General features: G+C 59.0%; 19 protein-coding genes. 9 read left to right on the top strand and 10 right to left on the bottom strand.

Annotation, left to right across the window (positions count from 1 at the left end; genetic code table 11):
* Positions 1-29 precede the first annotated feature (29 nt).
* From ACOI8A_RS09375 to ACOI8A_RS09365, 3 genes are read left to right on the top strand one after another with little or no spacing between them, the layout of a single operon-like run.
* Positions 30-401 (top strand): septal ring lytic transglycosylase RlpA family protein, encoded by a 372-nt coding sequence (locus ACOI8A_RS09375; RefSeq protein WP_420647612.1) that lies wholly within the window; start codon positions 30-32, stop codon positions 399-401.
* Between the two features lie 46 nt (positions 402-447).
* Complete coding sequence (locus ACOI8A_RS09370) at positions 448-1,509, top strand: calcium/sodium antiporter (protein ID WP_420647611.1); 1,062 nt, start codon at positions 448-450, stop codon at positions 1,507-1,509.
* A complete protein-coding gene (locus tag ACOI8A_RS09365) occupies positions 1,506-1,886 on the top strand; it encodes a carboxymuconolactone decarboxylase family protein (RefSeq protein WP_420647610.1) in 381 nt (126 codons plus the stop codon). The genes ACOI8A_RS09370 and ACOI8A_RS09365 overlap by 4 nt, the downstream gene beginning before the upstream one ends.
* Positions 1,887-2,017: 131 nt before the next feature.
* Here the strand turns inward: ACOI8A_RS09365 and ACOI8A_RS09360 are convergent, their stop codons facing one another.
* From ACOI8A_RS09360 to kdgD, 5 genes are all read right to left on the bottom strand, one after another.
* On the bottom strand, positions 2,018-2,959 hold the full coding sequence (locus tag ACOI8A_RS09360) for an AEC family transporter (protein ID WP_420647609.1): 942 nt from the start codon (positions 2,957-2,959) through the stop codon (positions 2,018-2,020).
* Between the two features lie 262 nt (positions 2,960-3,221).
* Entirely contained in the window at positions 3,222-4,775 is a 1,554-nt protein-coding gene (gene garD / locus ACOI8A_RS09355) for a galactarate dehydratase (protein WP_420651496.1), read from the bottom strand.
* Positions 4,776-4,786: 11 nt separating this feature from the next.
* Positions 4,787-6,151, bottom strand: a complete 1,365-nt coding sequence (locus tag ACOI8A_RS09350) for an MFS transporter (RefSeq protein ID WP_420647607.1) — start codon at positions 6,149-6,151, stop codon at positions 4,787-4,789.
* A gap of 100 nt (positions 6,152-6,251) precedes the next feature.
* Positions 6,252-7,697: an aldehyde dehydrogenase family protein gene (locus ACOI8A_RS09345; protein ID WP_420647606.1), complete on the bottom strand. Its 1,446-nt coding sequence runs from the start codon at positions 7,695-7,697 to the stop codon at positions 6,252-6,254.
* Positions 7,698-7,756: 59 nt separating this feature from the next.
* Positions 7,757-8,668, bottom strand: coding sequence for a 5-dehydro-4-deoxyglucarate dehydratase (kdgD, locus tag ACOI8A_RS09340; protein ID WP_420647605.1), 912 nt, complete (start codon positions 8,666-8,668; stop codon positions 7,757-7,759).
* Between the two features lie 248 nt (positions 8,669-8,916).
* Here kdgD and ACOI8A_RS09335 point away from each other — a divergent pair, with 248 nt between their 5' ends.
* Both ACOI8A_RS09335 and ACOI8A_RS09330 read left to right on the top strand, forming a co-directional pair.
* Positions 8,917-9,291, top strand: a complete 375-nt coding sequence (locus ACOI8A_RS09335; RefSeq protein ID WP_420647604.1) for a hypothetical protein — start codon at positions 8,917-8,919, stop codon at positions 9,289-9,291.
* Between the two features lie 218 nt (positions 9,292-9,509).
* The gene (locus tag ACOI8A_RS09330) at positions 9,510-9,848 is read left to right on the top strand and encodes a hypothetical protein (protein ID WP_420647603.1); all 339 of its coding nucleotides are present in this window, start codon (positions 9,510-9,512) and stop codon (positions 9,846-9,848) included.
* Positions 9,849-9,904: 56 nt separating this feature from the next.
* On the opposite strand, the gene ACOI8A_RS09325 is transcribed toward ACOI8A_RS09330, so the two are convergent.
* The 4 genes from ACOI8A_RS09325 to ACOI8A_RS09310 all read right to left on the bottom strand — a co-directional run bounded on the left by ACOI8A_RS09325 (position 9,905) and on the right by ACOI8A_RS09310 (position 14,502).
* The gene (locus tag ACOI8A_RS09325) at positions 9,905-10,651 is read right to left on the bottom strand and encodes a FadR/GntR family transcriptional regulator (protein WP_420647602.1); all 747 of its coding nucleotides are present in this window, start codon (positions 10,649-10,651) and stop codon (positions 9,905-9,907) included.
* A 205-nt stretch (positions 10,652-10,856) separates the two neighbouring features.
* Positions 10,857-12,584, bottom strand: a complete 1,728-nt coding sequence (locus ACOI8A_RS09320; protein WP_420647601.1) for an ABC transporter ATP-binding protein/permease — start codon at positions 12,582-12,584, stop codon at positions 10,857-10,859.
* A 96-nt stretch (positions 12,585-12,680) separates the two neighbouring features.
* Entirely contained in the window at positions 12,681-13,241 is a 561-nt protein-coding gene (locus ACOI8A_RS09315; RefSeq protein WP_007901386.1) for a response regulator transcription factor, read from the bottom strand.
* A complete protein-coding gene (locus tag ACOI8A_RS09310) occupies positions 13,234-14,502 on the bottom strand; it encodes an ATP-binding protein (RefSeq protein ID WP_420647600.1) in 1,269 nt (422 codons plus the stop codon). Before ACOI8A_RS09310 ends, ACOI8A_RS09315 begins: the two co-directional genes overlap by 8 nt.
* 443 nt (positions 14,503-14,945) lie before the next feature.
* On the opposite strand from ACOI8A_RS09310, the gene ACOI8A_RS09305 reads away from it, so the two are divergent.
* On the top strand, positions 14,946-15,662 hold the full coding sequence (locus tag ACOI8A_RS09305) for an SIMPL domain-containing protein (RefSeq protein ID WP_420647599.1): 717 nt from the start codon (positions 14,946-14,948) through the stop codon (positions 15,660-15,662).
* Positions 15,663-15,862: 200 nt separating this feature from the next.
* Here the strand turns inward: ACOI8A_RS09305 and ACOI8A_RS09300 are convergent, their stop codons facing one another.
* A complete protein-coding gene (locus tag ACOI8A_RS09300; RefSeq protein ID WP_420647598.1) occupies positions 15,863-16,219 on the bottom strand; it encodes a DUF6124 family protein in 357 nt (118 codons plus the stop codon).
* A gap of 1,095 nt (positions 16,220-17,314) precedes the next feature.
* Here ACOI8A_RS09300 and ACOI8A_RS09295 point away from each other — a divergent pair.
* From ACOI8A_RS09295 to ACOI8A_RS09285, 3 genes are all read left to right on the top strand, one after another.
* The gene (locus ACOI8A_RS09295) at positions 17,315-18,940 is read left to right on the top strand and encodes an ABC transporter substrate-binding protein (protein ID WP_420647597.1); all 1,626 of its coding nucleotides are present in this window, start codon (positions 17,315-17,317) and stop codon (positions 18,938-18,940) included.
* 297 nt (positions 18,941-19,237) lie between these two features.
* On the top strand, positions 19,238-20,836 hold the full coding sequence (locus ACOI8A_RS09290) for an ABC transporter substrate-binding protein (protein WP_420647596.1): 1,599 nt from the start codon (positions 19,238-19,240) through the stop codon (positions 20,834-20,836).
* 178 nt (positions 20,837-21,014) lie between these two features.
* Entirely contained in the window at positions 21,015-22,391 is a 1,377-nt protein-coding gene (locus tag ACOI8A_RS09285) for an OprD family porin (protein ID WP_420651497.1), read from the top strand.
* Positions 22,392-22,441: the final 50 nt, after the last annotated feature.

Below are 22,441 nucleotides of genomic sequence, written 5' to 3'. Positions count from 1 at the left end.
GCTCCCATATTGTTCCGGGAAACCTTTGAATGAAGCGTCTGCTTATCAGCTGCGCCCTGCTCTCCCTGCTAGCCGGTTGCACCAGCACCGGCATCATCGACCCGCACGGTTACGACCAGACCGGCGTCGCCTCCTATTACGGAGCCAAACATCACGGTAAACGCACCGCCAGTGGCGAAGCGTTCAACCAGAATTCCCTGACCGCCGCCCACCGCCAGCTACCCTTCGGCACGCGGGTGAAGATCACCAACCTGAAAAACGCTGAATCGGTCGTGGTGCGTATCAACGACCGAGGCCCGCACACCCGTGGCCGCTTGATCGATGTTTCGCGCGCGGCGGCCGACCGACTCGGCATGCTGCGCAGCGGCACCGCACGGGTTCGTGTGCAGGCCCTCGACTGATGGAGCGCCGACTATTTTCGGACTAACCGACCTACCTCTGATCAGCGTGATCGAATTGCTCAGCGGCCTGCTGTTGCTGATCGCCGGCGCTGAGCTGATGGTGCGCGCCGCCGTGCGCCTGGCCGCGCGCCTGCATGTGCGACCGCTGATCATCGGCCTGACCATCGTCGCCCTCGGCAGCAGCGCCCCGCAGATGGCGGTCAGCCTGCAAGCCGCGCTGGCGCACAACCCCGACATCGCCGTCGGCAGCGTGGTCGGCAGCAGTATCTTCAACATCCTCGTCACTCTCGGCTTGTCGGCGCTGATCATTCCGCTGCGCGTATCGCGCCAATTAGTGCGCCTGGACATTCCGTTGATGATCGGCGCCAGCCTGCTGGTATTTATACTGGCGTGGAACGAGGAACTCGGTCGGCTCGACGGCGTTTTGCTGCTCGGTGCACTGGCGCTGTATCTCGGGTTACTGCTGCGCCAGTCGCGACACTCGACGCGTCCGCACTCCGAACGCCCGCGGGAGCCGCAAGCCTCCTGGTTCACCAGTCTTCTGATGATCGTCGGCGGGCTGGCGATGCTGGTGTTCGGCGGGCATCTGCTGCTCGGCGCGGCGGTGGTGGTGGCGACTGATCTGGGTTTTTCCGAGCGGGTGATCGGCTTGACCGTAGTCGCCGTCGGCACGTCTCTGCCGGAACTCGCCACCTCGCTGATCGCCGCATTGCGCGGGCAGCGCGATATCGCCGTGGGCAACGTGATCGGCGCCAACCTGTTCAATCTGCTTGGGGTGCTCGGCGTCACCGCACTGATCGCGCCGATGCCGCTTTCAGTGTCGCCGAATGCGCTGGATTTCGACCTGCCGGTGATGCTCGGTGTCGCGATACTTTGCCTGCCAGTGTTCTACGCCAGCTACCGCGTGACCCGCGCCGAAGGCCTGTTGCTGCTCAGTTTGTATCTGGTCTACGGGCTGCACGTGGTGTCGTTCACCACCGGCATGCCGCTGGCCGGCAAACTCGAACGGCTGATGCTGTTTTATGTGCTGCCGCCGCTGCTGGCGTTTCTGCTATTCACGTCAGTGCGCGCCTGGCGCCGTCAACACCACAGGAAGGATGTGCCATGAGCGATTCGAAGAAGTCCGGCGTTGAAGTCCGTCGTCAGGTGATGGGCGATGTGTTCGTTGATCGCGCCTTGGGCAACGCCACCGAGTTCACCCAGCCGTTGCAGGATTTCGTCAACGAACACGCGTGGGGCGGGGTGTGGAATCGCGAAGGGTTGCCGCTGAAGACCCGCAGTCTGATCACCCTCGCCGCGCTGACCGCGCTGAAATGCCCGCAGGAGTTGAAAGGCCACGTGCGCGGGGCGTTGAACAATGGCTGCACGGTCGAAGAGATCCGCGAGGCGCTGCTCCATTGCGCAGTGTATGCCGGCGTGCCAGCGGCGATTGATGCGTTTCGCGCGGCGCAGGAAGTGATCGACACTTACCAGAAACCTGAGTGACCTTCCGGGCCTCATCGCGGGCAAGCCCGCTCCCACAGGGATCTCAGTGTTGATGAAATTTGATTAACAACTGAAAAACCTGTGGGAGCGGGCTTGCCCGCGATGAGGCCGGAAAAATCACCGAAAATCCTTCAGATCCACCCGCCCCACTGCAAAATGAAGATCCCGACGTTGGTGGTAATCGCCGCCATCAACGTGGTCAGCACGATAATCGCCGCCGCCAGTTCATGATTACCCTGCGCCGCCCGCGCCATGACGAAACTCGCCGCAGCGGTGGGGCTGCCGAAGTACAGAAACAGAATCCCCAACTCCGCGCCGCGAAAGCCCCACAGCCAAGCGCCGGCGGTGGCCAATATCGGCAAACCAATCATCTTCACCAGACTCGAGCTGAGCGCCATGTTGCCGCTCTTGCGCAGCGCCGCGAGTGACAGCGTGCCGCCAATGCAGATCAACGCCAGTGGCAGTGTGGTTTGCGCCAGATACTGGCCGGAGGTTTCCAGCCACCCCGGCAGACCGATCTTGAAATAGGCAAACGGTGCCGCCGCAATCACGCTGATGATCAACGGGTTGCTGAACACGCTTTTGCAGATACTCCACGGATCGGACTTGATCACCGGGCTGTACACCGCCAGCACGATGGTCGAAAGCGTGTTGTAAAACAGGATCACCAACGCCGCGAGAATCGCCCCCAGCGAAATTCCGTAGTCGCCGTACATGCTCGCCGCCAGCGCCAGACCGATCACGCCGTTGTTGCCGCGAAACGCGCCTTGCGTGTAGATGCCGCGATCTTCACGCGGGCATTTGAAAATCGCCCAGCCCCACGCCAAGGCGAAACTCACCAGCGTCGCGATCGAAAAATAGATCAGCAGCGCCGGTTGCAGCGCGGCGTGCAGGTCAGCATGCAGGATGCCGAGAAACAGCAGTGCCGGCATGGTCACGTTGAACACCAGCGACGAGGCGGTGTGGATGAAGTTGTCGTTGATCCAGTCGATGCGCTTGAGCAGCACACCGAGAAACAGCATGGCAAACACCGGCGCGGTGATGTTCAGGGTTTCGAGGAAGATTGCCAGCATGCCGGGAAGCCTTGGGTGAGCGTCGTTAGTGGGCTAATGATAAGCCAAAAGCTTGAAAAGCCCCTCACCCTAACCCTCTCCCGGAGGGAGAGGGGACTGACCGCGGTGTCTTACGCTATACGTCGACCTGAAAGTGCGAGTCGATTATGGATTCAGCCAAGCAAGTTCAGGTCGATGTACTTCTAAAATATTCCCGGATCGGCCCCCTCTCCCCCCGGGAGAGGGCTGGGGTGAGGGTAGCTTTTGCCCCACCCCCAAACCATCAAGTAATCGGCGCTGGATTAAACAACGTGATGTCGTTAAACAACTTGTGCTTCTCCACCCAAGTCTGCTGCCGACCACTCGCCACATCCAGGTAGTAGTGAAACAACTCCCAGCCCAACTCCTCAATAGTCGCGCGCCCGGTCGCAATCCGCCCGGCATCGATGTCGATCAGATCCGGCCAACGCTGCGCCAATTCAGTCCGGGTCGATACCTTCACCACCGGCGCCATCGCCAACCCATACGGCGTACCACGCCCGGTGGTGAACACATGCAGATTCATCCCCGCCGCCAACTGCAGCGTGCCGCAGACAAAATCACTCGCTGGCGTCGCGCAGAAGATCAGCCCCTTCTGCTTGAAACGCTCGCCGGGGCCGAGCACGCCGTTGATCGCGCTGCTGCCGGATTTCACAATCGAGCCCAACGACTTCTCGACGATGTTCGATAACCCGCCCTTCTTGTTGCCCAGCGTGGTGTTGGCGCTGCGATCGGCTTCGCCCTTGGCCAGGTAACGGTCGTACCAGTCCATCTCTCGCACCAGCTCTTTAGCCACAGTTTCGGTCTGGGCGCGTGAGGTCAGCAGGTAAATCGCATCGCGCACTTCGGTGACTTCGGAAAACATCACCGTTGCCCCCGCGCGCAGTAGCAAGTCCGAGGCGTAACCCAGCGCGGGGTTGGCGGTGATCCCGGAAAACGCATCGCTGCCGCCGCACTGCATGCCGAGGATCAGCTCGGAGGCCGGCACGGTTTCGCGGCGACGCTGGTCGAGTTTCTTCAAGCGCGTTTCGGCCAACGCCATGATCTGCTCGATCATCTCTGTGAAACCGTGGCTGGAATCCTGCAGGCGGTACAGCCACGGATCGCTGAGATCCACCGACGCATCGTCCTCATGCATCACCTGCCCGGCCTGCAATTTCTCGCAGCCCAGACCGATCACCAGCGCCTCGCCACCGAGGTTCGGGTTGCGCGCCAGATTGCGCACGGTGCGGATCGGGATGTAAGCATCGGTGGCGGTAATCGCCACGCCGCAACCGTAGCTGTGGGTCAGCGCCACCACGTCATCGACGTGCGGGTACTTCGGCAGCAGCTCATCCTTGATGCGTTTCACCGCGTGATCGAGCACGCCGGTGACGCACTGCACGGTGGTGGTGATCCCGAGAATGTTGCGCGTGCCGACGGTGCCGTCGGCGTTGCGGTAACCCTCGAACGTGAAGCCTTCCAGTGGTTCAGGCGCGGCCGGCACTTCGGTGGACAGCGGCAAGCTGTCCAGCGGCGGCGCGGTGGGCATGCGCAGTTGATCTTCCTTGACCCAACTGCCACGGGGAATCGGCTGCAATGCATAGCCGATCACCTGACCGTAGCGAATCACCGTGCCGCCCTCGGGAATATCCACGAGCGTGACCTTGTGGCTCTGCGGGACGAAATCCACCGTCACCAGGCCATCGGCGAATTCAGTGCCCGCCGGCACACCCTGGTCGTTGACCACGACCACTACGTTGTCCCGCTCGTGCAGGCGGATGTAGCGCGGCGAGTCGGAATGTTCAATCAACTGCATGACACCGCTCCTCAGGAATGCGCTTGAGACAATTTACCGCTGGCTTCAATACCGCCAGTGGTTGGCGGCTCTTTGAGTACCACACGTTTGATCGGGCCGACGATCACCAGATAGCTGAACACCGCGACCAATGCGTTGGCACCGACAAACACCAGGGCCCATTTGAACGAACCGGTGGAGCTGATGATGTAGCCGATCACGATCGGGGTGGTGATCGAAGCGATGTTGCCGAAGGTGTTGAACAGGCCGCCACTCAGACCGGCGATCTGTTTTGGCGAAGTGTCGGAAACCACTGCCCAACCGAGCGCGCCAACGCCTTTGCCGAAGAATGCCAGGGCCATGAAGCCGACCACCATCCATTCCACGTCAACATAGTTGCAGGCGACGATGCTGCTGGAAACCAGCAGGCCGGCGATGATCGGTGCTTTGCGGGCGAAGGTCAGCGAATGGCCTTTGCGCAGCAGGTAATCGGAAATCACCCCGCCGAGCACGCCACCGATGAAGCCGCAGATCGCCGGCAACGAAGCAATGAAACCGGCCTTGAGGATGGTCATGCCGCGCTCCTGCACCAGATACACCGGGAACCAGGTCAGGAAGAAGTAGGTAATGCCGTTGATGCAGTACTGGCCCAGATACACGCCGAGCATCATGCGATTGGTCAGCAACTGGCGGATGTAATCCCACTTCGGACCGTCGGACTTTTTCCCGCGCTGATCCATATCGACCATGCCGCCGTTGTCGGCGATGTGCTTGAACTCAGCATCGTTGATACGCGGGTGTTCACGTGGGCTGTGGATAACCTTGAGCCAGATCAGCGAGAAGATGATGCCGAGGATACCCATGACGATGAACACGTGCTCCCAGCCAAAGGAGTACACGATCCAGCCCATCAGCGGTGCGAACAACACGGTGGCGAAGTACTGCGCCGAGTTGAAGATCGCCGAGGCGGTGCCGCGTTCAGCAGTCGGGAACCAGGCCGCGACGATGCGCGCGTTGCCAGGGAAGGATGGCGCTTCGGCCAGACCCACGAGGAAGCGCAGCATGAACAGCGCAACAATCGCCGTGGACATGCCGAATTCACCGACGAAGCCTTGCAGCACGGTGAACAACGACCAGGTGAAAATGCTCAGGGCATAGACTTTTTTCGAGCCGAAGCGATCAAGCAGCCAGCCACCGGGAATTTGCCCGGCCACGTAGGCCCAACCGAATGCGGAGAAGATATAGCCGAGGGTGACCGCGTCGATGCCGAGGTCTTTTTGCAGGCTGGAACCGGCGATCGCGATGGTCGCGCGGTCGGCGTAGTTGATCGTGGTCACCAGAAACAGCATGAGCAGGATCAAATAGCGGACGTGAGTCGGCTTTTGAGTCGGTTGCATGTAGATGTACTCCCACTGATTATTTTTATGCGCGGGTGAATCTTCTTTGATGTTGCTTGTGTGGGAGCTGGCCTGCCAGCTCCCACAGGTATTGCTTCTATCAGGAGCCGATGTAGGCGGTTTTCACCACGGTGTAGAACTCTTGCGCATAGCGGCCCTGCTCGCGGGAGCCATAGGATGAGCCTTTACGGCCACCGAATGGAACGTGGTAATCGACGCCAGCGGTCGGCAGGTTGACCATCACCATCCCGGCCTGCGAGTGACGTTTGAAGTGGTTGGCGTACTTCAGCGACGTGGTCGCGATGCCGGCCGACAGACCGAATTCGGTGTCGTTGGCCATCGCCAGTGCGGCTTCGTAATCAGCGACACGGACGATGTTGGCCACCGGGCCGAAAATCTCTTCGCGGCTGATGCGCATCGACGCTTCGCTGTCGGCAAACAGCGTTGGCGCGAGGTAGTAACCCTCGGTGTCGCAGGTCACCAGACCGCCGCCGCTGACCAGACGCGCACCTTCGGACTGGCCGATGTCGATGTACTTCATGTCCTGTTCAAGTTGCGCTTGCGAGACCACCGGACCGATGTCGGTGCCAGCCTTTAACGCGTGGCCGACCTTGATCGACTTCATGCGCTCGGCCATCGCTTCAACGAACTTGTCGTGAATCCCGGCAGTGGCGATCAAACGGCTCGACGCGGTGCAGCGCTGACCGGTGGAGTAGAACGCGCTCTGTACCGAGAGCTCGACCGCTTGCTTGAGGTCGGCGTCATCGAGAATGATCTGCGGGTTCTTGCCGCCCATTTCCAGCTGAACCTTGGCCTGACGCGACACGCAATTAACCGCGATCTGCCGACCCACGCCGACCGAACCGGTAAAGCTGATGCCATCGACTTTCGGGCTGTTGACCAGTGCTTCGCCAACCACGCGCCCGCTGCCCATCACCAGGTTGAACACGCCGGCCGGGAAGCCTGCGCGCGAGATGATTTCGGCCAGCGCCCAGGCGCAACCCGGCACCAGGTCGGCGGGTTTCAAAACCACGCAGTTGCCGTAAGCCAAAGCCGGGGCGATTTTCCACGACGGAATGGCGATCGGGAAATTCCACGGCGTGATCAGACCGACTACGCCGAGGGCTTCGCGGGTGACTTCAACGTTGACGCCCGGACGCACCGACGGCACGTAATCGCCGGACAGGCGCAGGCATTCTCCGGCGAAGAACTTGAAAATATTGCCGGCGCGGGTCACTTCGCCGATGGCCTCGGGCAGGGTCTTGCCCTCCTCCCGCGCCAGCAGCGTGCCGAGTTCTTCGCGGCGGGCGAGGATCTCTGTGCCGACTTTATCCAGCGAATCGTGACGGGCCTGAATGCCCGAAGTCGACCACGCCGGGAATGCGGCGCGAGCGGCTTCGATGGCCGCGTTGACCTGAGCCAGATCAGCCTTGGCGTAATCGCCAATGGTGTCGCTCAGCTCGGACGGGTTGATGTTGGCCGAGTAATCGGAGCCGGCGACCCATTCACCGTTGATGTAGTTGTCGTAGCGTTTTGAATCAGTCACGGAAATCGCTCCTCACGCAAAAGGCCGCTGATTGCTCAGCGGCCTCATCTATAGAGTTGTTATTGCGCACCTTGCTTGTCGATCAGCGCGGCGAGCATTTCGTACTCTTCGCCAGTCAGATCGGTCAGCGGCGCCCGCACCGGGCCTGCGTCATAGCCGGCAATTTTTGCCCCGGCCTTGACGATGCTCACGGCATAGCCGGATTTGCGGTTGCGGATGTCGAGGTACGGCAGGAAGAAGTCGTCAATGATCTTGCCAACGGTGGCGTGATCTTCGCGGGCGATGGCGTGGTAGAAATCCATCGCGGTTTTCGGGATGAAGTTGAATACCGCCGACGAGTAAACCGGTACGCCCAATGCCTTGTAAGCGGCGGCATACACTTCAGCGGTCGGCAGGCCGCCGAGGTAGCTGAAGCGATCACCAAGGCGACGACGGATCGACACCATCAATTCGATATCGCCCAGACCGTCCTTGTAACCGATCAGGTTCGGGCAGCGCTCGGCCAGACGTTCCAGCAACGGCGCGGTCAGGCGGCAGACGTTGCGGTTGTAAACCACCACACCGATTTTCACCGATTTGCACACGGCTTCAACGTGGGCGGCAACCCCGTCCTGGCTGGCTTCAGTCAGGTAGTGCGGCAGCAGCAACAGACCTTTGGCACCCAGACGCTCGGCTTCCTGAGCGTACTCGATGGCCTGACGGGTCGAACCGCCAACGCCGGCGAGAATCGGCACGCTGGTTTCGCAGGTGTCGACCGCAGTCTTGATGATTTCCGAATATTCGCTGGCAGCCAGGGAGAAGAACTCGCCAGTACCACCGGCAGCGAACAGCGCCGAAGCACCGTACGGGGCCAGCCATTCCAGACGTTTGATATAGCCAGCGCGGTTGAAATCGCCCTGCGCATTGAAATCGGTCACCGGGAACGACAGCAGACCGGCGGAGAGGATGGACTTCAGTTCTTGTGGATTCATTATTCGAACACCCTGGTAGCAACGTTTTTTTGTGATTGGATCGTTCAGCTATTCGCCGAGGTTGTAGGTCATCGTACAACTTAAATAATAACCGTCAACTGCATTTCATCGTTGGGCGTGAATTTTGTCGGACAAGAATCGGGAAATACCCGGTCATGATCGCGTCGAGCACCGCGGGAAATCGCCGGGTAACGTACGACGACTGCCGCGAAGGATCGCGGTAGAGCTATCAAGGAGAGTTATTCGACATGACGTTTGCTATCGCACTACTGCCGCAATTTCGCGACCACGCAGCTGATGTGGTCACGGTGCAGCTTTCGAGTCTGGGCGAGGATTTGATCGTCCGCGTCCCGGATGATCAGGACACGCCGTCGAACTGGGAGGTCTACCCGATTCTGGGTGCAGATCCGGATGAGCCAGATTGGCAAGGCTCGTCGGAACCGACCGGTATCTGGAATGAAGAGCTGGACGACATGGTCGGCGTGACAGGTATCGAACTGCGTATTCCCAAATCTACGCTGGAAAACCACCTGAATGCGACGGTCGAGCTGCGTTACAAATTCGCGGATGAGTCGAGCATGGAGCCGTGTTCAGAGCCTCTGAACCTGCATATCGAAGCCTGAAATCTGTTGGCGCCTGATCGTTTACCGGTCAGGCGTTTTTTTTCACTGAATGCATGGGAGTCGCGCATACCGCTCGTCGGGACTGTTATTTCTAACAGTATCCCGCGCACTTCGGTCTCAGCATAAATGGCTCAGGAGTTAACGAACCGGCTCCGTTGGCGCGAGCTCAGGCGCGTGTCATTCAAAAGGTTTGATTCATTTCCAAAAGGATTTTGATCATGGCTTTGTACCTACCATTGTTCCCGGCACTTGTAGATGAAACCGGGGTTTGGGTTCTCGCTGTCGGCAAAGCGAACGACCCAGAACAGGTACGGGTTGACCCCTACCTTGGCGCCCAACTAGGGGACGTCGTCAAACTGATTCTTCAAACTGCGGCTCGTGAATGGAGTCATCAGCAACCTGCAGCGCAAAATGCAGCCACCGTTTTCGATATCCCAAAAGCCGACTTTATCGATGGGCTGGTCGCCGGGCCTGCTGCCAAATTGAAATACACCATTACGCAAAGTTCCGGCAAATCAGAGACATCTTTGGATCTGGAATTCGAGTTGAGAGATTAAACCCTGGTCAAGGCCGAGGTGGCATCTTGGCTGGAAGCCGTTTAAAGCAATCTCAGTCAACCCTGCGCCTGCGCCTCTTCATGCGCCTGACGCAGCCGTTCGCGGCTGTTGGTCAGGTGCAGGCGCATGGCCGCGCGTGCGGCGTCGGAATCCTGCCGGGCGATGGCGTCGTAGATTTCTTCGTGCTCGCGACTCAGGCGATTCATGTAGTGCTGCTGATCATCATGCGCCAGGCGCGCGGAGTTCAGGCGGGTGCGCGGAATGATGCTGGTGCCGAGGTGGGTCATGATGTCGGTGAAATAACGATTGCCGGTCGACAGGGCGATTTCCAGGTGGAAAGCGAAGTCGGACGCCACCGCATCGCTCGCATGAGCCACGCTGTCATTCAACGCATCAAGAGCGGCGCGCATGGTTGCCAGTTGCTCGGGGCTGCGGCGTTGTGCGGCAAGACCTGCGGACTCGACCTCAAGGCTGATGCGTAATTCGAGAATCGCCAGCACATCACGCAGAGTCACCACGGTCGCCGGGTCGATGCGAAAGCCGCTTGGGCTCGGCGTGTCGAGCACAAAAGTGCCGATGCCGTGGCGAGTTTCCACTTGGCCCGCCGCCTGCAAACGCGAGATCGCCTCACGCACTACGGTGCGGCTGACGCCTTGGGCTTCCATGATCGCCGACTCGGTGGGCAACTTGTCGCCACGCTTGAGCAAGCCGTCGCGGATCTGCTCGGTCAGCACCGTTACCAGTTCCTGAGCCAGACTGCGGCGCTTGCGCGGGAGGCGCGGGGTGTCGATCAGGTTTTCCATGGTGTGCGTTTGTCTCAAAGTTCGGCTTGGTTGCCATCATAGCTCAAGCAGGTTGTACGATCACTTTCCGCCGTACTTGTCCTCCTGTGGGAGCTGCGGTGCGACGATTCGACTTGCCAGCGATGAGGCCCTATCAGTAAACCAACAAGTCGACTGTTCGGACGCCATCGCTGGCAAGCCAGCTCCCACAGGTATTGCGTGATAATCAGGCAGTCACGGTCTGTTCTACCAAGTGCCCGTTCTCGATCCGCACATGCCGTGGATGGAAGCGCTTCAAGCTACTGCGATGGCCGACGCTGACGATGCTCAGCCCCGGCAACTCATCGATCAGCGCCTGATACAACGTCGCTTCATCTTCCTCATCCATCGCCGAAGTCGCTTCATCCATATACAGCCAATGTGGCGCATAAAGCAGGGCGCGAGCGAAGGCCAAACGTTGTTGTTCACCCGGCGAGAGCATGCGTTGCCAGTGATTGGCTTCATCCAGACGCGCAATCAGATGCGGCAAGCGGCAGGTTTCCAGCACTTGTGCATAACGTTCTGGCGCGTAAGTATCGCCCGGCTGTGGATAACTCAACGCCTCGCGCAGGGTACCGATCGGCAGATAGGGTTTTTGCGGCAGGAACAGATATCGCGCCGCTGGCAGACGAATATTGCCGTGGCCCGCCGGCCACAAGTGCCCCATTGCTCTGAGCAGCGTGGACTTGCCGCTGCCAGACCGACCACTGAGCATCACCCGCTCACCGGGTTCCACGGTCAGGTCGGCGTTGGTCAGCAAATGCCGACCGTCAGCCAGGTCCAGCCCGAGGTTGTGCACCTGCAATTCGCTGCCCTGGTTCTGCACGTCGATGGCCGGCGTGCGCTGTTCGTTATCGGTCATGGCCTGACGGAAACTCAACAGTCGATCACACGTGGCGCGCCACTCGGCGAGATCCGCATAGGCGCTGATGAACCAGCTGAAGTTCTCCTGCACATTGCCGAACGCCGAGTTGATTTGCATCAGCTCGCCCAGTTCGATCTTGCCAGCCAGGTAACGCGGCCCGGCGACGATAAACGGGAAAATGATCGCAATCTGCGAGTAACCGGAAGTAAAAAACGTCAGGCGCTTGGACACGCGCATGATGTCCCAGAAGTTGTGCCAGACCAGCCCGAAGCGGTTGCTCAAACGACGATTTTCATTCGGCTCGCCGTTGTACAGCGCAATGCTCTCGGCGTTCTCGCGCACCCGGACCATGGAGAAACGCAGGTCAGCTTCGTAGCGTTGCTGATTGTTGTTCAGACCGATCAAGCGCCGGCCGATCAGGTGCGTCAGCCAACTGCCGACTGCCGCATACAACAATGCGCACCAGAACATGTAACCGGGAATGGTGAAACCGAACACTTCAATCGTGCCCGAAACGCCCCAGAGGATGATCGAAAAAGACACCAGACTCACGACCGTGCGGATCAGCCCCAAACCCAGACCCAAGGTGTTGGCCGTGAATTTGTTGAGGTCTTCGGAAATCCGCTGGTCAGGGTTATCGGTGTAGCCGCCCTGCTCCATCTGGTAATAATTCTTGTGCCCGAGCCAGCGGGCGAAGTGGTTTTCGGTGAGCCACGCCCGCCAACGGATCGTCAGCATCTGCGTCAGGTACAAGCGGTACACCGCGCCGAGAATACCCACCGCCGCGATTCCGCAGAAATACAGAATCAGCTGCCAGAACGCCGCTTCATCCTTCTTTTGCAGGGCGTTGTAGAAATCCTTGTACCAACTGTTGATCCACACCGAAATGCCGACGCTGAACAGCGACAGCGCAATCACGGCAATCAGCAAAACCCAGGCCTTGCCCTTCTCCTCACTGCGCCAGTACGGCGTGATCATCGCCCACACTTTGCGAAAAAACTGGCCGCGCACCGTATCGTTGACCGCGGAATATTCAGCGTTCTGATTCATGGAAAAGGCTCGATAAAGAAAAGAACAGACACGCACCGATCATAAATGATCGGCGCGTTTTATCGCGAGGGTTGGCGATGGTCGTTCAGCGCAGGTTCAGCGACGAACCGGGCGCTTCTGCAGTTTGCGCTGCAGGGTGCGGCGGTGCATGCCCAGAGCGCGGGCAGTGGCGGAGATGTTGCCTTCGTGTTCGGTCAGCACGCGCTGGATGTGTTCCCATTGCAGACGATCGACCGACATCGGGTTTTCCGGCACCAGCGTGTCGAGGTCGGCGTGCTCGGAGAGCAGCGCTGCCAGTACGTCGTCGGCGTCCGCCGGTTTGCACAGGTAATTGCAGGCGCCGCGCTTGATCGCTTCCACGGCCGTGGCAATGCTCGAATAACCAGTGAGGATCACCACGCGCATTTCCGGGTCCAGCTCCAGCAACTTCGGCAGTAATACCAGCCCCGAATCGCCGTCCATTTTCAGGTCGAGCGCGGCGTAATCCGGGATGTCGGCCTGAGCGATGGTCAGGCCTTCCTCGGCGGAACCGGCGGTGCTCACGCGAAAGCCACGGCGAGCCATGGCACGGGCCATCACGCGGGTGAAAGTTGCATCGTCGTCAACCAGCAGCAAATGCGGCAGTTCTTCGCCTTCGACTTGGATTTCGTCACTCATGTTGGTCTCCTCGGGCGCCGTGGGGCAGGCGCAGCTCGGTGAGCGTGCCGCCTTCCTCATGACTATAGAGTTTCACTGAGCCGCCGGCGCGTGTCACGCTGGCCTTGCTCAAAAACAGGCCCAGGCCGAAACCTTTGCCCTTCGTGGTAAAAAACGGTTTGCCAATCTGTTCGGCGATGGCCAGCGGCACACCGGCGCCGTGATCGCGAATGCTGATGGTCAGGTCTTCGGCGTTCCAGTCGAGCGTCACTTGCAGGTTTTCCGGGCAGGCGTCGGCGGCATTGTTCAGCAGATTCAGCAGGGCCTGGGTCAGATCCGGCGGCGGCGCCATGCGCGGCACCGTGCTCTGGCCGAGACGCTGGAAGCGGTAACTGGCCTCCGGACGCATCAAGTGCCAGCGGTTCAGCGCCTCGTCGAGCCAGTCGGTGACGTCCTGCATGTCCACCGCCAGACGCCGGTTGGCCTCGGCGGCGCGCACCAGTTGCTGCAAGGTTTCCTTGCACGCCTTGACCTGATCCTGCAGCACCTTCAGATCATCCTGCAACAGTGGATCGTGATGGTCCTGCTGCATCTCTCTGAGCAATACACTCATGGTCGCCAGCGGCGTACCCAGCTCATGCGCGGCGCCGGCGGCCTGGGTCGCGACGGCCAGCAATTGCTGATCGCGCAGGCCTTCTTCACGACGGATTGCACGTAATTCTTCCTGACGGCGCAGCTCTTCGGCCATGCGTGCGGCGAAGAACGTGATCACAGCAGCAGCAAGCGCGAAGCTCAGCCACATGCCGTAGGTCTGCAAATTCTCCCGGGCGATGGGGAAAGTATCCAGCGGAAACGGGTAGAAGCGCGCCAGCAGCAAGGTGTACAGCGCCAGCGCGATCCCGGACAGAATCACAGAATAGCGCCATGGCAACGTCACCGCAGCGATGGTCAGCGGCACCAGATAATAAGACACGAACGGGTTGGTCGAACCGCCGGAGAAATACAAAAGCGCACTGTGGATAAACAGGTCACAGGCCAGTTGCAGCGCGTACTCAAGCTCAGTCACCGGCCACGACGTGCGCAGGCGCACGGCGGTAAACACGCAGAGCAGCGTCGAGCAGCCGAGCGTCATCGCCAGTTGTACCCATGGCAGCGGCAACAGCTCGAGCCAGTAGGCAATGCCCACCGACCCGGCCTGCGCGGCGAGCACCAGCGTGCGGATGAAAGTCAGCCGCCAGAGGTTCTGGCGAGTGGCGGAAGTCAGTTGAACGGGGGCGAGCATGAGCTCTCCTGATGAGCGCTCCAGGCGGATCGCACGGAGTATAACCAAGCAGGGGGCTCGAGAGGCGAAAGTGCGGCAAACGACCACATGGTGTTGCCCACGAAATCGGCTACGCCCAGCCAGATTCTGAAGTTGTTCGCGATCACTGTGGCGAGGGAGCTTGCTCCCGCTGGACTGCGCAGCAGGCCCAAACCCGACAACCAAGGTATGACTGATACACCGCAGGTGCTGATTTTACGACTGCTGCGCAGCCGAGCGGGAGCAAGCTCCCTCGCCACAGAATCCATTGAGGCCTGGATTGCATTCACCTGCTGGCGATCTGCGCAGCAGCCTCGGTCATCTGTATAGAAGTTGTAACTGGGCGAACCGGATCATTAAAGCTAGAGTCTGATGGTTCACGCAGGCCCCCGAACCATCACCTGCGCCCTCATCAAGGAGCTTTCATGCACACATTTCGCCGCAGCGCCGCCCTCCTCGCCCTGACCGTCGGCAGCGTCGCCAGCCTTCCGGCGTTCGCCGCCGATGAGCTGCACTACAACCAGATTGCCCTGCGCGCCGAAGTCAGCCAGGAAGTCGCGCGCGACCTGATGATCGTGACCCTCTACACCGAAGAGCAAAACACCGACCCGGCCAAACTCGCCGCCGACGTCAGCACCACCATGAACAAGGCACTGGCCCAGGCCAAGCAAGTCAAGGACATCACCCTGCGCCAGGGCAGCCGCAACAGCTACCCGATCTACGACACCAAAGGCCAGAAAATTACCGGCTGGCGTGAGCGCGCCGAACTGCGTCTGGAAAGCGCCGACTTCGCCGCCCTGTCCAAACTCACCGGCGAACTGCTGACCGACCTGAAAATGGGCGGCATGGACTTTGCCATCGCCGACCCGACGCGCAAAACCAGCGAAGACGCGTTGCTCAAAGAAGCCGTGACCGCCTTCAAGGCCCGCGCGCAACTGGCCACCGATGCACTGGGCGGCAAGGGTTATAAAATCGTCAACCTGAACCTCAACAGCAACGGCTACCCACAACCGTACATGCGCGCACCGATGATGATGAAAGCAGCAGGCATGGATTCGGCCCCGGTGACGCCTGAAGTTGAAGCGGGCACCAGCCAGGTCAGCATGACGGCGGATGGCTCGATTGAAGTGTTGATGCAGTGATTTGATCTGGGCTGAATGAAAAACCGGCGATCAGTGAATGATCGCCGGTTTTTTTGTGTCTGGGATTTATGGTGAATGATCCGACGTCATCGCTGGCAAGCCAGCTCCCACAAGGTCATGCGCCATTTTGAAATATGCGCTGATCCTGTGGGAGCTGCGGGCGGCGATCCGACTTGCCAGCGATGAACGATGACGCGGTCTTAAGTTTGCGGATCAACCCGATCCAGCGCCCGATTTACCGCCAGCTCGGCGAGCATGATGATCTGCTGAATCGCCAACACCGAATGCCGCTGCTCGCCGCTCAGTTCGTTGGCGAAATTGCTCGCCAGCGTACTGGCCGACGCCAGCGATTCACAGGCATGGGCGAGCAGGCTTTCGGTGTCGACGTTGGGGCGAACCATGAACATGGTACTCGGTGGGCTGGGTCTGACGGGATTGGGGCAGAGATAGAAATCGAGGGCGCGTTTGATGGCTTCGCGGTTTTTGGCGAGGTCTTCGGTGCGCAGGGCTTCTTCGAGTGGGGTTTCGAGGGGTGGGTCGGGTATCAGCTTATCCATGTAGCAATTTCTCCAGAGTTATGGAGCCACATGTTCCCGATCTCACTCGAAGAACAGGTGGCAGCTATGTACGGGGTGAGATCACCGGTATGGATAAACCCGGCAGGACATTCGTCCACCCGCACACAGCCGCCATAAAAAATCGCTGACAGTTAAGCTGGCGGCGATTATGAAGGGGCTTGCACAAGTATCCAAACAAATAGCCGGGATCTCACGCCCGGTCGCTGAATTGGCAGCGACGGACAAAGACTAGAGACCGCACTTCCGACGGACAACCTGAAAACCTTGTGGGAAGGTTCGACAAAACCCACACATCCTTCAACATCAAAAACAACACCCTGTAGGAGCTGCCGAAGGCTGCGATCTTTTGATCTTGATTTGGCCTTTGAAGATCAAAGTCAAAAGATCGCAGCCTTCGGCAGCTCCTACAGTTTGATATGCGTGTGCCCCCTGCGGCGCAGCCGCCCCACTCTACAGGATGAGCGTTAGCTCGGCTGCAGCTCTTGATCTCAAGCGCCCATCGGCAGGCGAAGTGGAGGGATTCATCCGGGGTTGGCGCGTAGCGCCGTTTGGCGAAGCCAAACACATCGAGAGGAGGTGCAGCGCAGCAAACCGGAGGCGATGCCCCCGGATGAATCCCGGAACGAAGGAACCCCGAGCCTAAGCGAGCGGGCCGAACGTCAGGGTAAAGACCTTTGCTTCCTTTGGGGCTTCTGCCAAAGGGAGTCGACCGTCAGGGCGAAACCGCAAGCCGCTGCACCCGAAGAAACGGATCTGCGCAGGGAAGTCAGCCATCCGGTACAACCCCATCCATACCACAGGTATAAATAAGTAACACCCAGCCCCAATCCAGCGCACACATCGTGACCCGCGCACCGTTTCAGGGCTTCATTTGCACCGTAAAAACCACCCGCAAACGGTCAAATGCGTCAAAACTTATACGGATGCGACATTAAGGTACGTACGTGCCACCGATTGGCGCCCGCGACCGCTCTGGATCTTGCATTGGGTATGGCGCCTGCATAAGTATCCGCAGGCACGACTCACGAGGTCGTACCTCAAAACTAAAAAATGACAACAAATCATGAGGCCAACATGCTTAAACACGCGGTCATTCCGTTTTTAGTCGGCGCAGGCTTGTTAGCCTCCGCACCTTTCGCATCCGCTGCGACTAACCTGGTGTTCTGCTCCGAAGGGAGCCCGGCCGGTTTCGACCCAGGCCAGTACACCACCGGAACCGACTTCGACGCCTCAGCCGAAACCATGTTCAACCGCCTGACCCAGTTCGAACGCGGCGGCACCGCTGTGATTCCTGGCCTGGCGACCAAGTGGGACATCTCGGATGACGGCCTGACTTACACCTTCCACCTGCGTGAAGGCGTCAAGTTCCATACCACCCCGTATTTCAAGCCGACTCGTGAGTTCAACGCCGACGACGTGCTGTTCACCTTTAATCGCATGATTAACAAGGATGACCCGTTCCGTAAGGCGTACCCGACCGAATTCCCGTACTTCACCGACATGGGGATGGACACCAACATCACCAAGATCGACAAAGTCGACGAGCACACCGTCAAGTTCACTCTTAAAGAAGTCGACGCCGCGTTCATCCAGAACATGGCCATGAGCTTCGCTTCGGTGCAGTCCGCCGAATACGCCGCCCAGTTGTTGAAAGACGGCAAAGCCGCCGACATCAACCAGAAGCCGGTCGGCACTGGCCCGTTCGTGTTCAAGAGCTACCAGAAAGACTCCAACATCCGCTACACCGGGAACAAGGACTACTGGAAGCCTGACGACGTGAAGATCGACAACCTGATCTTCGCCATCACCACCGACCCGTCGGTACGTATTCAGAAGCTGAAAAAGAACGAGTGCCAGGTCACTCTGTTCCCGCGTCCGGCTGACCTGAAAGCGCTGAAAGAAGACAAAGCGCTGAAGATGCCTGACCAGGCTGGTTTCAACCTCGGTTACATCGCCTACAACGTGATGGACAAGGTCAAAGGCAGCGACGAGAAAAACCCGCTGGCTGACCTGCGCGTGCGCCAGGCGATGGACATGGCGGTGAACAAGCCGCAGATCATTGATTCGGTTTACCAGGGCGCCGGCCAACTGGCCGTCAACGCCATGCCGCCGACCCAGTGGTCCTACGACACCACCATCAAAGACGCCAAGTACGATCCCGAGAAAGCCAAAGAGCTGCTCAAGGAAGCCGGCGTCAAGGAAGGTACCGAAATCGTCCTGTGGGCGATGCCGGTGCAGCGTCCGTATAACCCGAACGCCAAACTGATGGCCGAAATGCTCCAGTCCGACTGGAAGAAAATCGGTCTGAACGTGAAGATCACCAGCTACGAATGGGGCGAGTACATCAAGCGTTCCAAAGGTGGCGAGAACCAGGCGATGATCATCGGCTGGAGCGGTGACAATGGTGATCCGGACAACTGGCTCAACGTGCTGTTTGGTTGCGACTCGCTGAGTGGCAACAACTTCTCCAAATGGTGCGACAAGAAGTTCGACGGCCTCGTCAAGGAAGCCAAGCGCACTACCGATCAGGGTAAACGCACCGAACTGTACAAACAGGCACAACACGTCCTCAAGGATGCTGTGCCGATGACACCTATCGCTCACTCGACGGTGTATCAACCTATGCGCGCCAACGTGCAGGACTTCAAGATCAGCCCATTCGGCTTGAACTCCTTCTACGGCGTCAGCGTCAGCAAATAAGAAAAAAGCGGCAACGTTTTCAGCGTTGCCGCTTTTTTTCTGCCGAGAAGTTAGGAATTTGCCTACAACCTTTTCCACCCAGTCTTACTGAGGTGCTTCAGGACGTGTTGCCTTTTCCTACGAGTCTTTAGGACTCTGCGCATTTACTGCCAGGCCCGCGACCCCTACCGTCGGGTACTGACCAGTGACTCTGTGAGCGATCGGTTTGTTGTACGTATTGGTTTGAGCTCGATGCAGCTACCACATCCCTAGGAAGGGATCGCGGCGCATTGAAAACACTAAAAAAGAGGGAGCGTCATGCGCCATACCTTGGTTTTTTCCGCATTGCTGGGCGCCGGCCTGTTGGCCGCCACGTCCACGAGTTTCGCCGCCAGCGACAGCCTGGTGTTCTGCTCCGAAGGCAGCCCGGCCGGTTTTGATACCGCGCAATACACCGCCGCGACCGATAACGACGCCGCCGAGCCGATCTACAACCGTCTGGCCGAGTTCGAAAAAGGCGCGACCAATGTCGTCCCGGGCCTGGCGACCCGTTGGGATATTTCCGAGGATGGACTGACATACACCTTTCACCTGCGTGAAGGCGTGAAATTTCATACAACCCCGTACTTCAAGCCGACCCGCGATTTCAACGCCGACGACGTGCTGTTCACGTTTAACCGCATGCTCGATCCGCAGCAGCCATTCCGTAAGGCTTATCCAACCGAATTCCCGTATTTCAACGGGATGAGCCTGAACAAGAACATTGCCAAGGTCGAAAAAAACGGGCCGCTGACCGTGGTCATGACGCTCAACAGCGTCGACGCCGCGTTCATTCAGAACGTTTCCATGAGCTTCGCCGCGATTCTTTCTGCCGAATACGCCGACGAGCTGCTGGCTGAAGGCAAGCCGAGCGACATCAACCAGAAGCCGATCGGCACTGGGCCGTTCGTGTTCAAGAGCTATCAGAAAGATTCGAACATCCGCTACACCGGCAACCCGCAGTACTGGGACCCGAGCCGCGTGAAGCTGAAGAATCTGATCTTCTCCATCAACACCGACGCGTCAGTGCGCGTTCAGAAACTGAAAAAGAACGAATGCCAGGTCACCGTTAATCCACGCCCGGCCGATGTGCCAGCGCTGAAGAATGACCCGAACCTGCAACTGATCGAGAAGCCCGGTTTCAACCTCGGTTACATCGCCTACAACACCCGCCACAAGCCCTTCGACCAACTCGAAGTACGTCAGGCGCTGGACATGGCGGTGAATAAAAAAGGGATTCTCAACGCCGTTTACCAGGGCGCCGGGCAGTTGGCGGTCAACGCCATGCCGCCGACTCAGTGGTCCTACGACGACACCATCAAAGACACCGTCTACAACCCAGAAAAAGCCAAAGAGCTGCTCAAGGCTGCCGGCGTCAAAGAAGGCACCGAGATCACTCTGTGGGCGATGCCGGTGCAGCGTCCGTACAACCCGAACGCCAAACTGATGGCCGAAATGCTCCAGGCTGACTGGGCCAAAATCGGTCTGAAAGTGAAGATCGTCAGCTACGAATGGGGCGAGTACATCAAGCGCACCAAGAACGGCGAACACGACATCAGCCTGATCGGCTGGACCGGAGACAATGGTGATCCGGACAACTGGCTCGGCACGCTGTACAGCTGCGACGCCATTGGCGGCAACAACTATTCCATGTGGTGCGATCCGGCTTACGACAAGCTGATCAAACAGGCCAAGGTCGTCACCGACCGCGACCAGCGCAGCGTGCTCTATAAACAGGCCCAGCAATTGCTTAAACAGCAAGTGCCGATCACGCCTGTCGCTCACTCGACGGTCAACCAGCCGCTGAGCGCAAAAGTCGAAGGGTTCAAAGTCAGCCCCTTCGGCCGCAACGTGTTCTCGGGCGTGAGCATCGATTAAACACAAAACCGATTAGCCGCAACCCTGAGGGGCCTGTCTAGCCCCTCACGCAAGCGCTTTGCCGAATTTCGCCCAACAGGCCTTTTGCAAACGTTTGCGGTGTGTGAACGAGTTCTAAACCAAATAGCCGGACACCAAAAAAAGACCGGTATAAAAAGAAAGTAAAGGAGCTTCACCCATGAAACTGAGCAGCACTGCGATACTGGCCCTGGCCATCAGCAGCATCACCGCCGGGGCCCATGCCGAGAGCGTCAGCCAGGACTTCGTGCCGACCCAACTGGCCAGCACCAGCGCCCAGTCGGAAGCCAAAGGCTTCATCGATGGCCAGAGCCTGTCGGGTTCGACCCGTAACTGGTACGCCAACGAAGAGAAAAAGCGTGGCGACAACTTCAAGTACGAGCGCCACGGTGAAACCCTGACCGGTTCGCGCCGGATCAACTGGGTTCAGGGCACCATCCTCAACTACACCTCGGGCTTCACTCAGGGCACCGTCGGTTTCAGCACCGAAGTGGCGGCCTACAACGCCATCGCGCTGGATCGCAGCCGTGAAGACATCAAGGGCGGTTCCAACCGTACGCTGGCCCACTCCAACGGCGACGCCGTCGATCAGTGGAGCAAACTGGGTCTGGCCAACGTCAAGGCGCGCGTTTCCAACACCACGCTGACCGCCGGCCGCATGAACTTCAGCAGCCCGATCGTCGATGTGATCGGCAACCGTCCGCTGCCTTCGAGCTTCGAAGGTGTGGCGATCCACAGTGAAGAGTTCGACAACCTGTCATTCGACCTGGCCACCTTCGACCGCGTGTCGCCACGTACCGAACAGAGCCTGTCGAAATTCCGCTCGGAATACACCAATAACGGCGCCGAAACCGACCACGTCAACACCGCCGGCGTGAACTATCAGCCGTTGAAGAGCCTGAAAACCAGCCTCTACGCGACTCAGGTTGAAGACTTCTGGAACCAGTACTACTTCGGCGCCACTCACGAACTGGGCGACAGCTCAGTGCTGAGCCTGACCACCGGCCTGAACTACTACAAGACTGTCGATGAAGGCAAACGCCTGATGGGCAACATCGACAACGACACCTACTCGCTGTCGTTCGGCCTGACGCACCAGGCACACTCGCTGACTTTCTCCTATCAGGAAGTGAACGGTAACGAGTACTTCGACTACCTGCACGAAACCAACGGCATCTACCTGGCCAACTCCCTGCTGTCGGACTTCAACGGCCCGAACGAGAAGTCCTTCCAGGTCGCTTACGGCATCAACATGGCCGAATACGGCGTGCCGGGCCTGAAGTTCAACGCTTACACCGCTCGCGGCTGGGGCATCGACGGTACTCACTACACCGGCACTGCTTACGACGTGAATAGCATGGACGGCGAACATCACTACGAATACGGCATCGGTACTTCCTACGCCGTCCAGAGCGGCCCGCTGAAAGCCACCACCGTACGCGCGACTTACACCACGCACCGCGCCAGCGAAAACCAGGCTGACGGCAGCATCAACGAGTTCCGTCTGGTGACCACCGTTCCATTCAACATTCTGTAAAAACGCCAACCGACGGCTGACTCATGATGAGTCGGCCGTTCGGCTGTTTG

Source organism: Pseudomonas sp. P4795, assembly GCF_048822895.1.
Lineage (GTDB): Bacteria > Pseudomonadota > Gammaproteobacteria > Pseudomonadales > Pseudomonadaceae > Aquipseudomonas.
The sequence above is the reverse complement of the archived record's forward strand: the minus strand, read 5'-3'. Positions and strand labels throughout refer to the sequence as shown.

Coding starts and splice junctions, on each gene's coding strand:
- ACOI8A_RS09375 (WP_420647612.1), top strand. CDS start 30: ATGAAGCGTCTGCTTATCAGCTGCGCCCTGCTCTCCCTGCTAGCCGGT.
- ACOI8A_RS09365 (WP_420647610.1), top strand. CDS start 1,506: ATGAGCGATTCGAAGAAGTCCGGCGTTGAAGTCCGTCGTCAGGTGATG.
- ACOI8A_RS09360 (WP_420647609.1), bottom strand. CDS start 2,959: ATGCTGGCAATCTTCCTCGAAACCCTGAACATCACCGCGCCGGTGTTT.
- garD (WP_420651496.1), bottom strand. CDS start 4,775: ATGCAGTTGATTGAACATTCCGACTCGCCGCGCTACATCCGCCTGCAC.
- ACOI8A_RS09350 (WP_420647607.1), bottom strand. CDS start 6,151: ATGCAACCGACTCAAAAGCCGACTCACGTCCGCTATTTGATCCTGCTC.
- kdgD (WP_420647605.1), bottom strand. CDS start 8,668: ATGAATCCACAAGAACTGAAGTCCATCCTCTCCGCCGGTCTGCTGTCG.
- ACOI8A_RS09335 (WP_420647604.1), top strand. CDS start 8,917: ATGACGTTTGCTATCGCACTACTGCCGCAATTTCGCGACCACGCAGCT.
- ACOI8A_RS09330 (WP_420647603.1), top strand. CDS start 9,510: ATGGCTTTGTACCTACCATTGTTCCCGGCACTTGTAGATGAAACCGGG.
- ACOI8A_RS09325 (WP_420647602.1), bottom strand. CDS start 10,651: ATGGAAAACCTGATCGACACCCCGCGCCTCCCGCGCAAGCGCCGCAGT.
- ACOI8A_RS09320 (WP_420647601.1), bottom strand. CDS start 12,584: ATGAATCAGAACGCTGAATATTCCGCGGTCAACGATACGGTGCGCGGC.
- ACOI8A_RS09315 (WP_007901386.1), bottom strand. CDS start 13,241: ATGAGTGACGAAATCCAAGTCGAAGGCGAAGAACTGCCGCATTTGCTG.
- ACOI8A_RS09310 (WP_420647600.1), bottom strand. CDS start 14,502: ATGCTCGCCCCCGTTCAACTGACTTCCGCCACTCGCCAGAACCTCTGG.
- ACOI8A_RS09305 (WP_420647599.1), top strand. CDS start 14,946: ATGCACACATTTCGCCGCAGCGCCGCCCTCCTCGCCCTGACCGTCGGC.
- ACOI8A_RS09300 (WP_420647598.1), bottom strand. CDS start 16,219: ATGGATAAGCTGATACCCGACCCACCCCTCGAAACCCCACTCGAAGAA.
- ACOI8A_RS09295 (WP_420647597.1), top strand. CDS start 17,315: ATGCTTAAACACGCGGTCATTCCGTTTTTAGTCGGCGCAGGCTTGTTA.
- ACOI8A_RS09290 (WP_420647596.1), top strand. CDS start 19,238: ATGCGCCATACCTTGGTTTTTTCCGCATTGCTGGGCGCCGGCCTGTTG.
- ACOI8A_RS09285 (WP_420651497.1), top strand. CDS start 21,015: ATGAAACTGAGCAGCACTGCGATACTGGCCCTGGCCATCAGCAGCATC.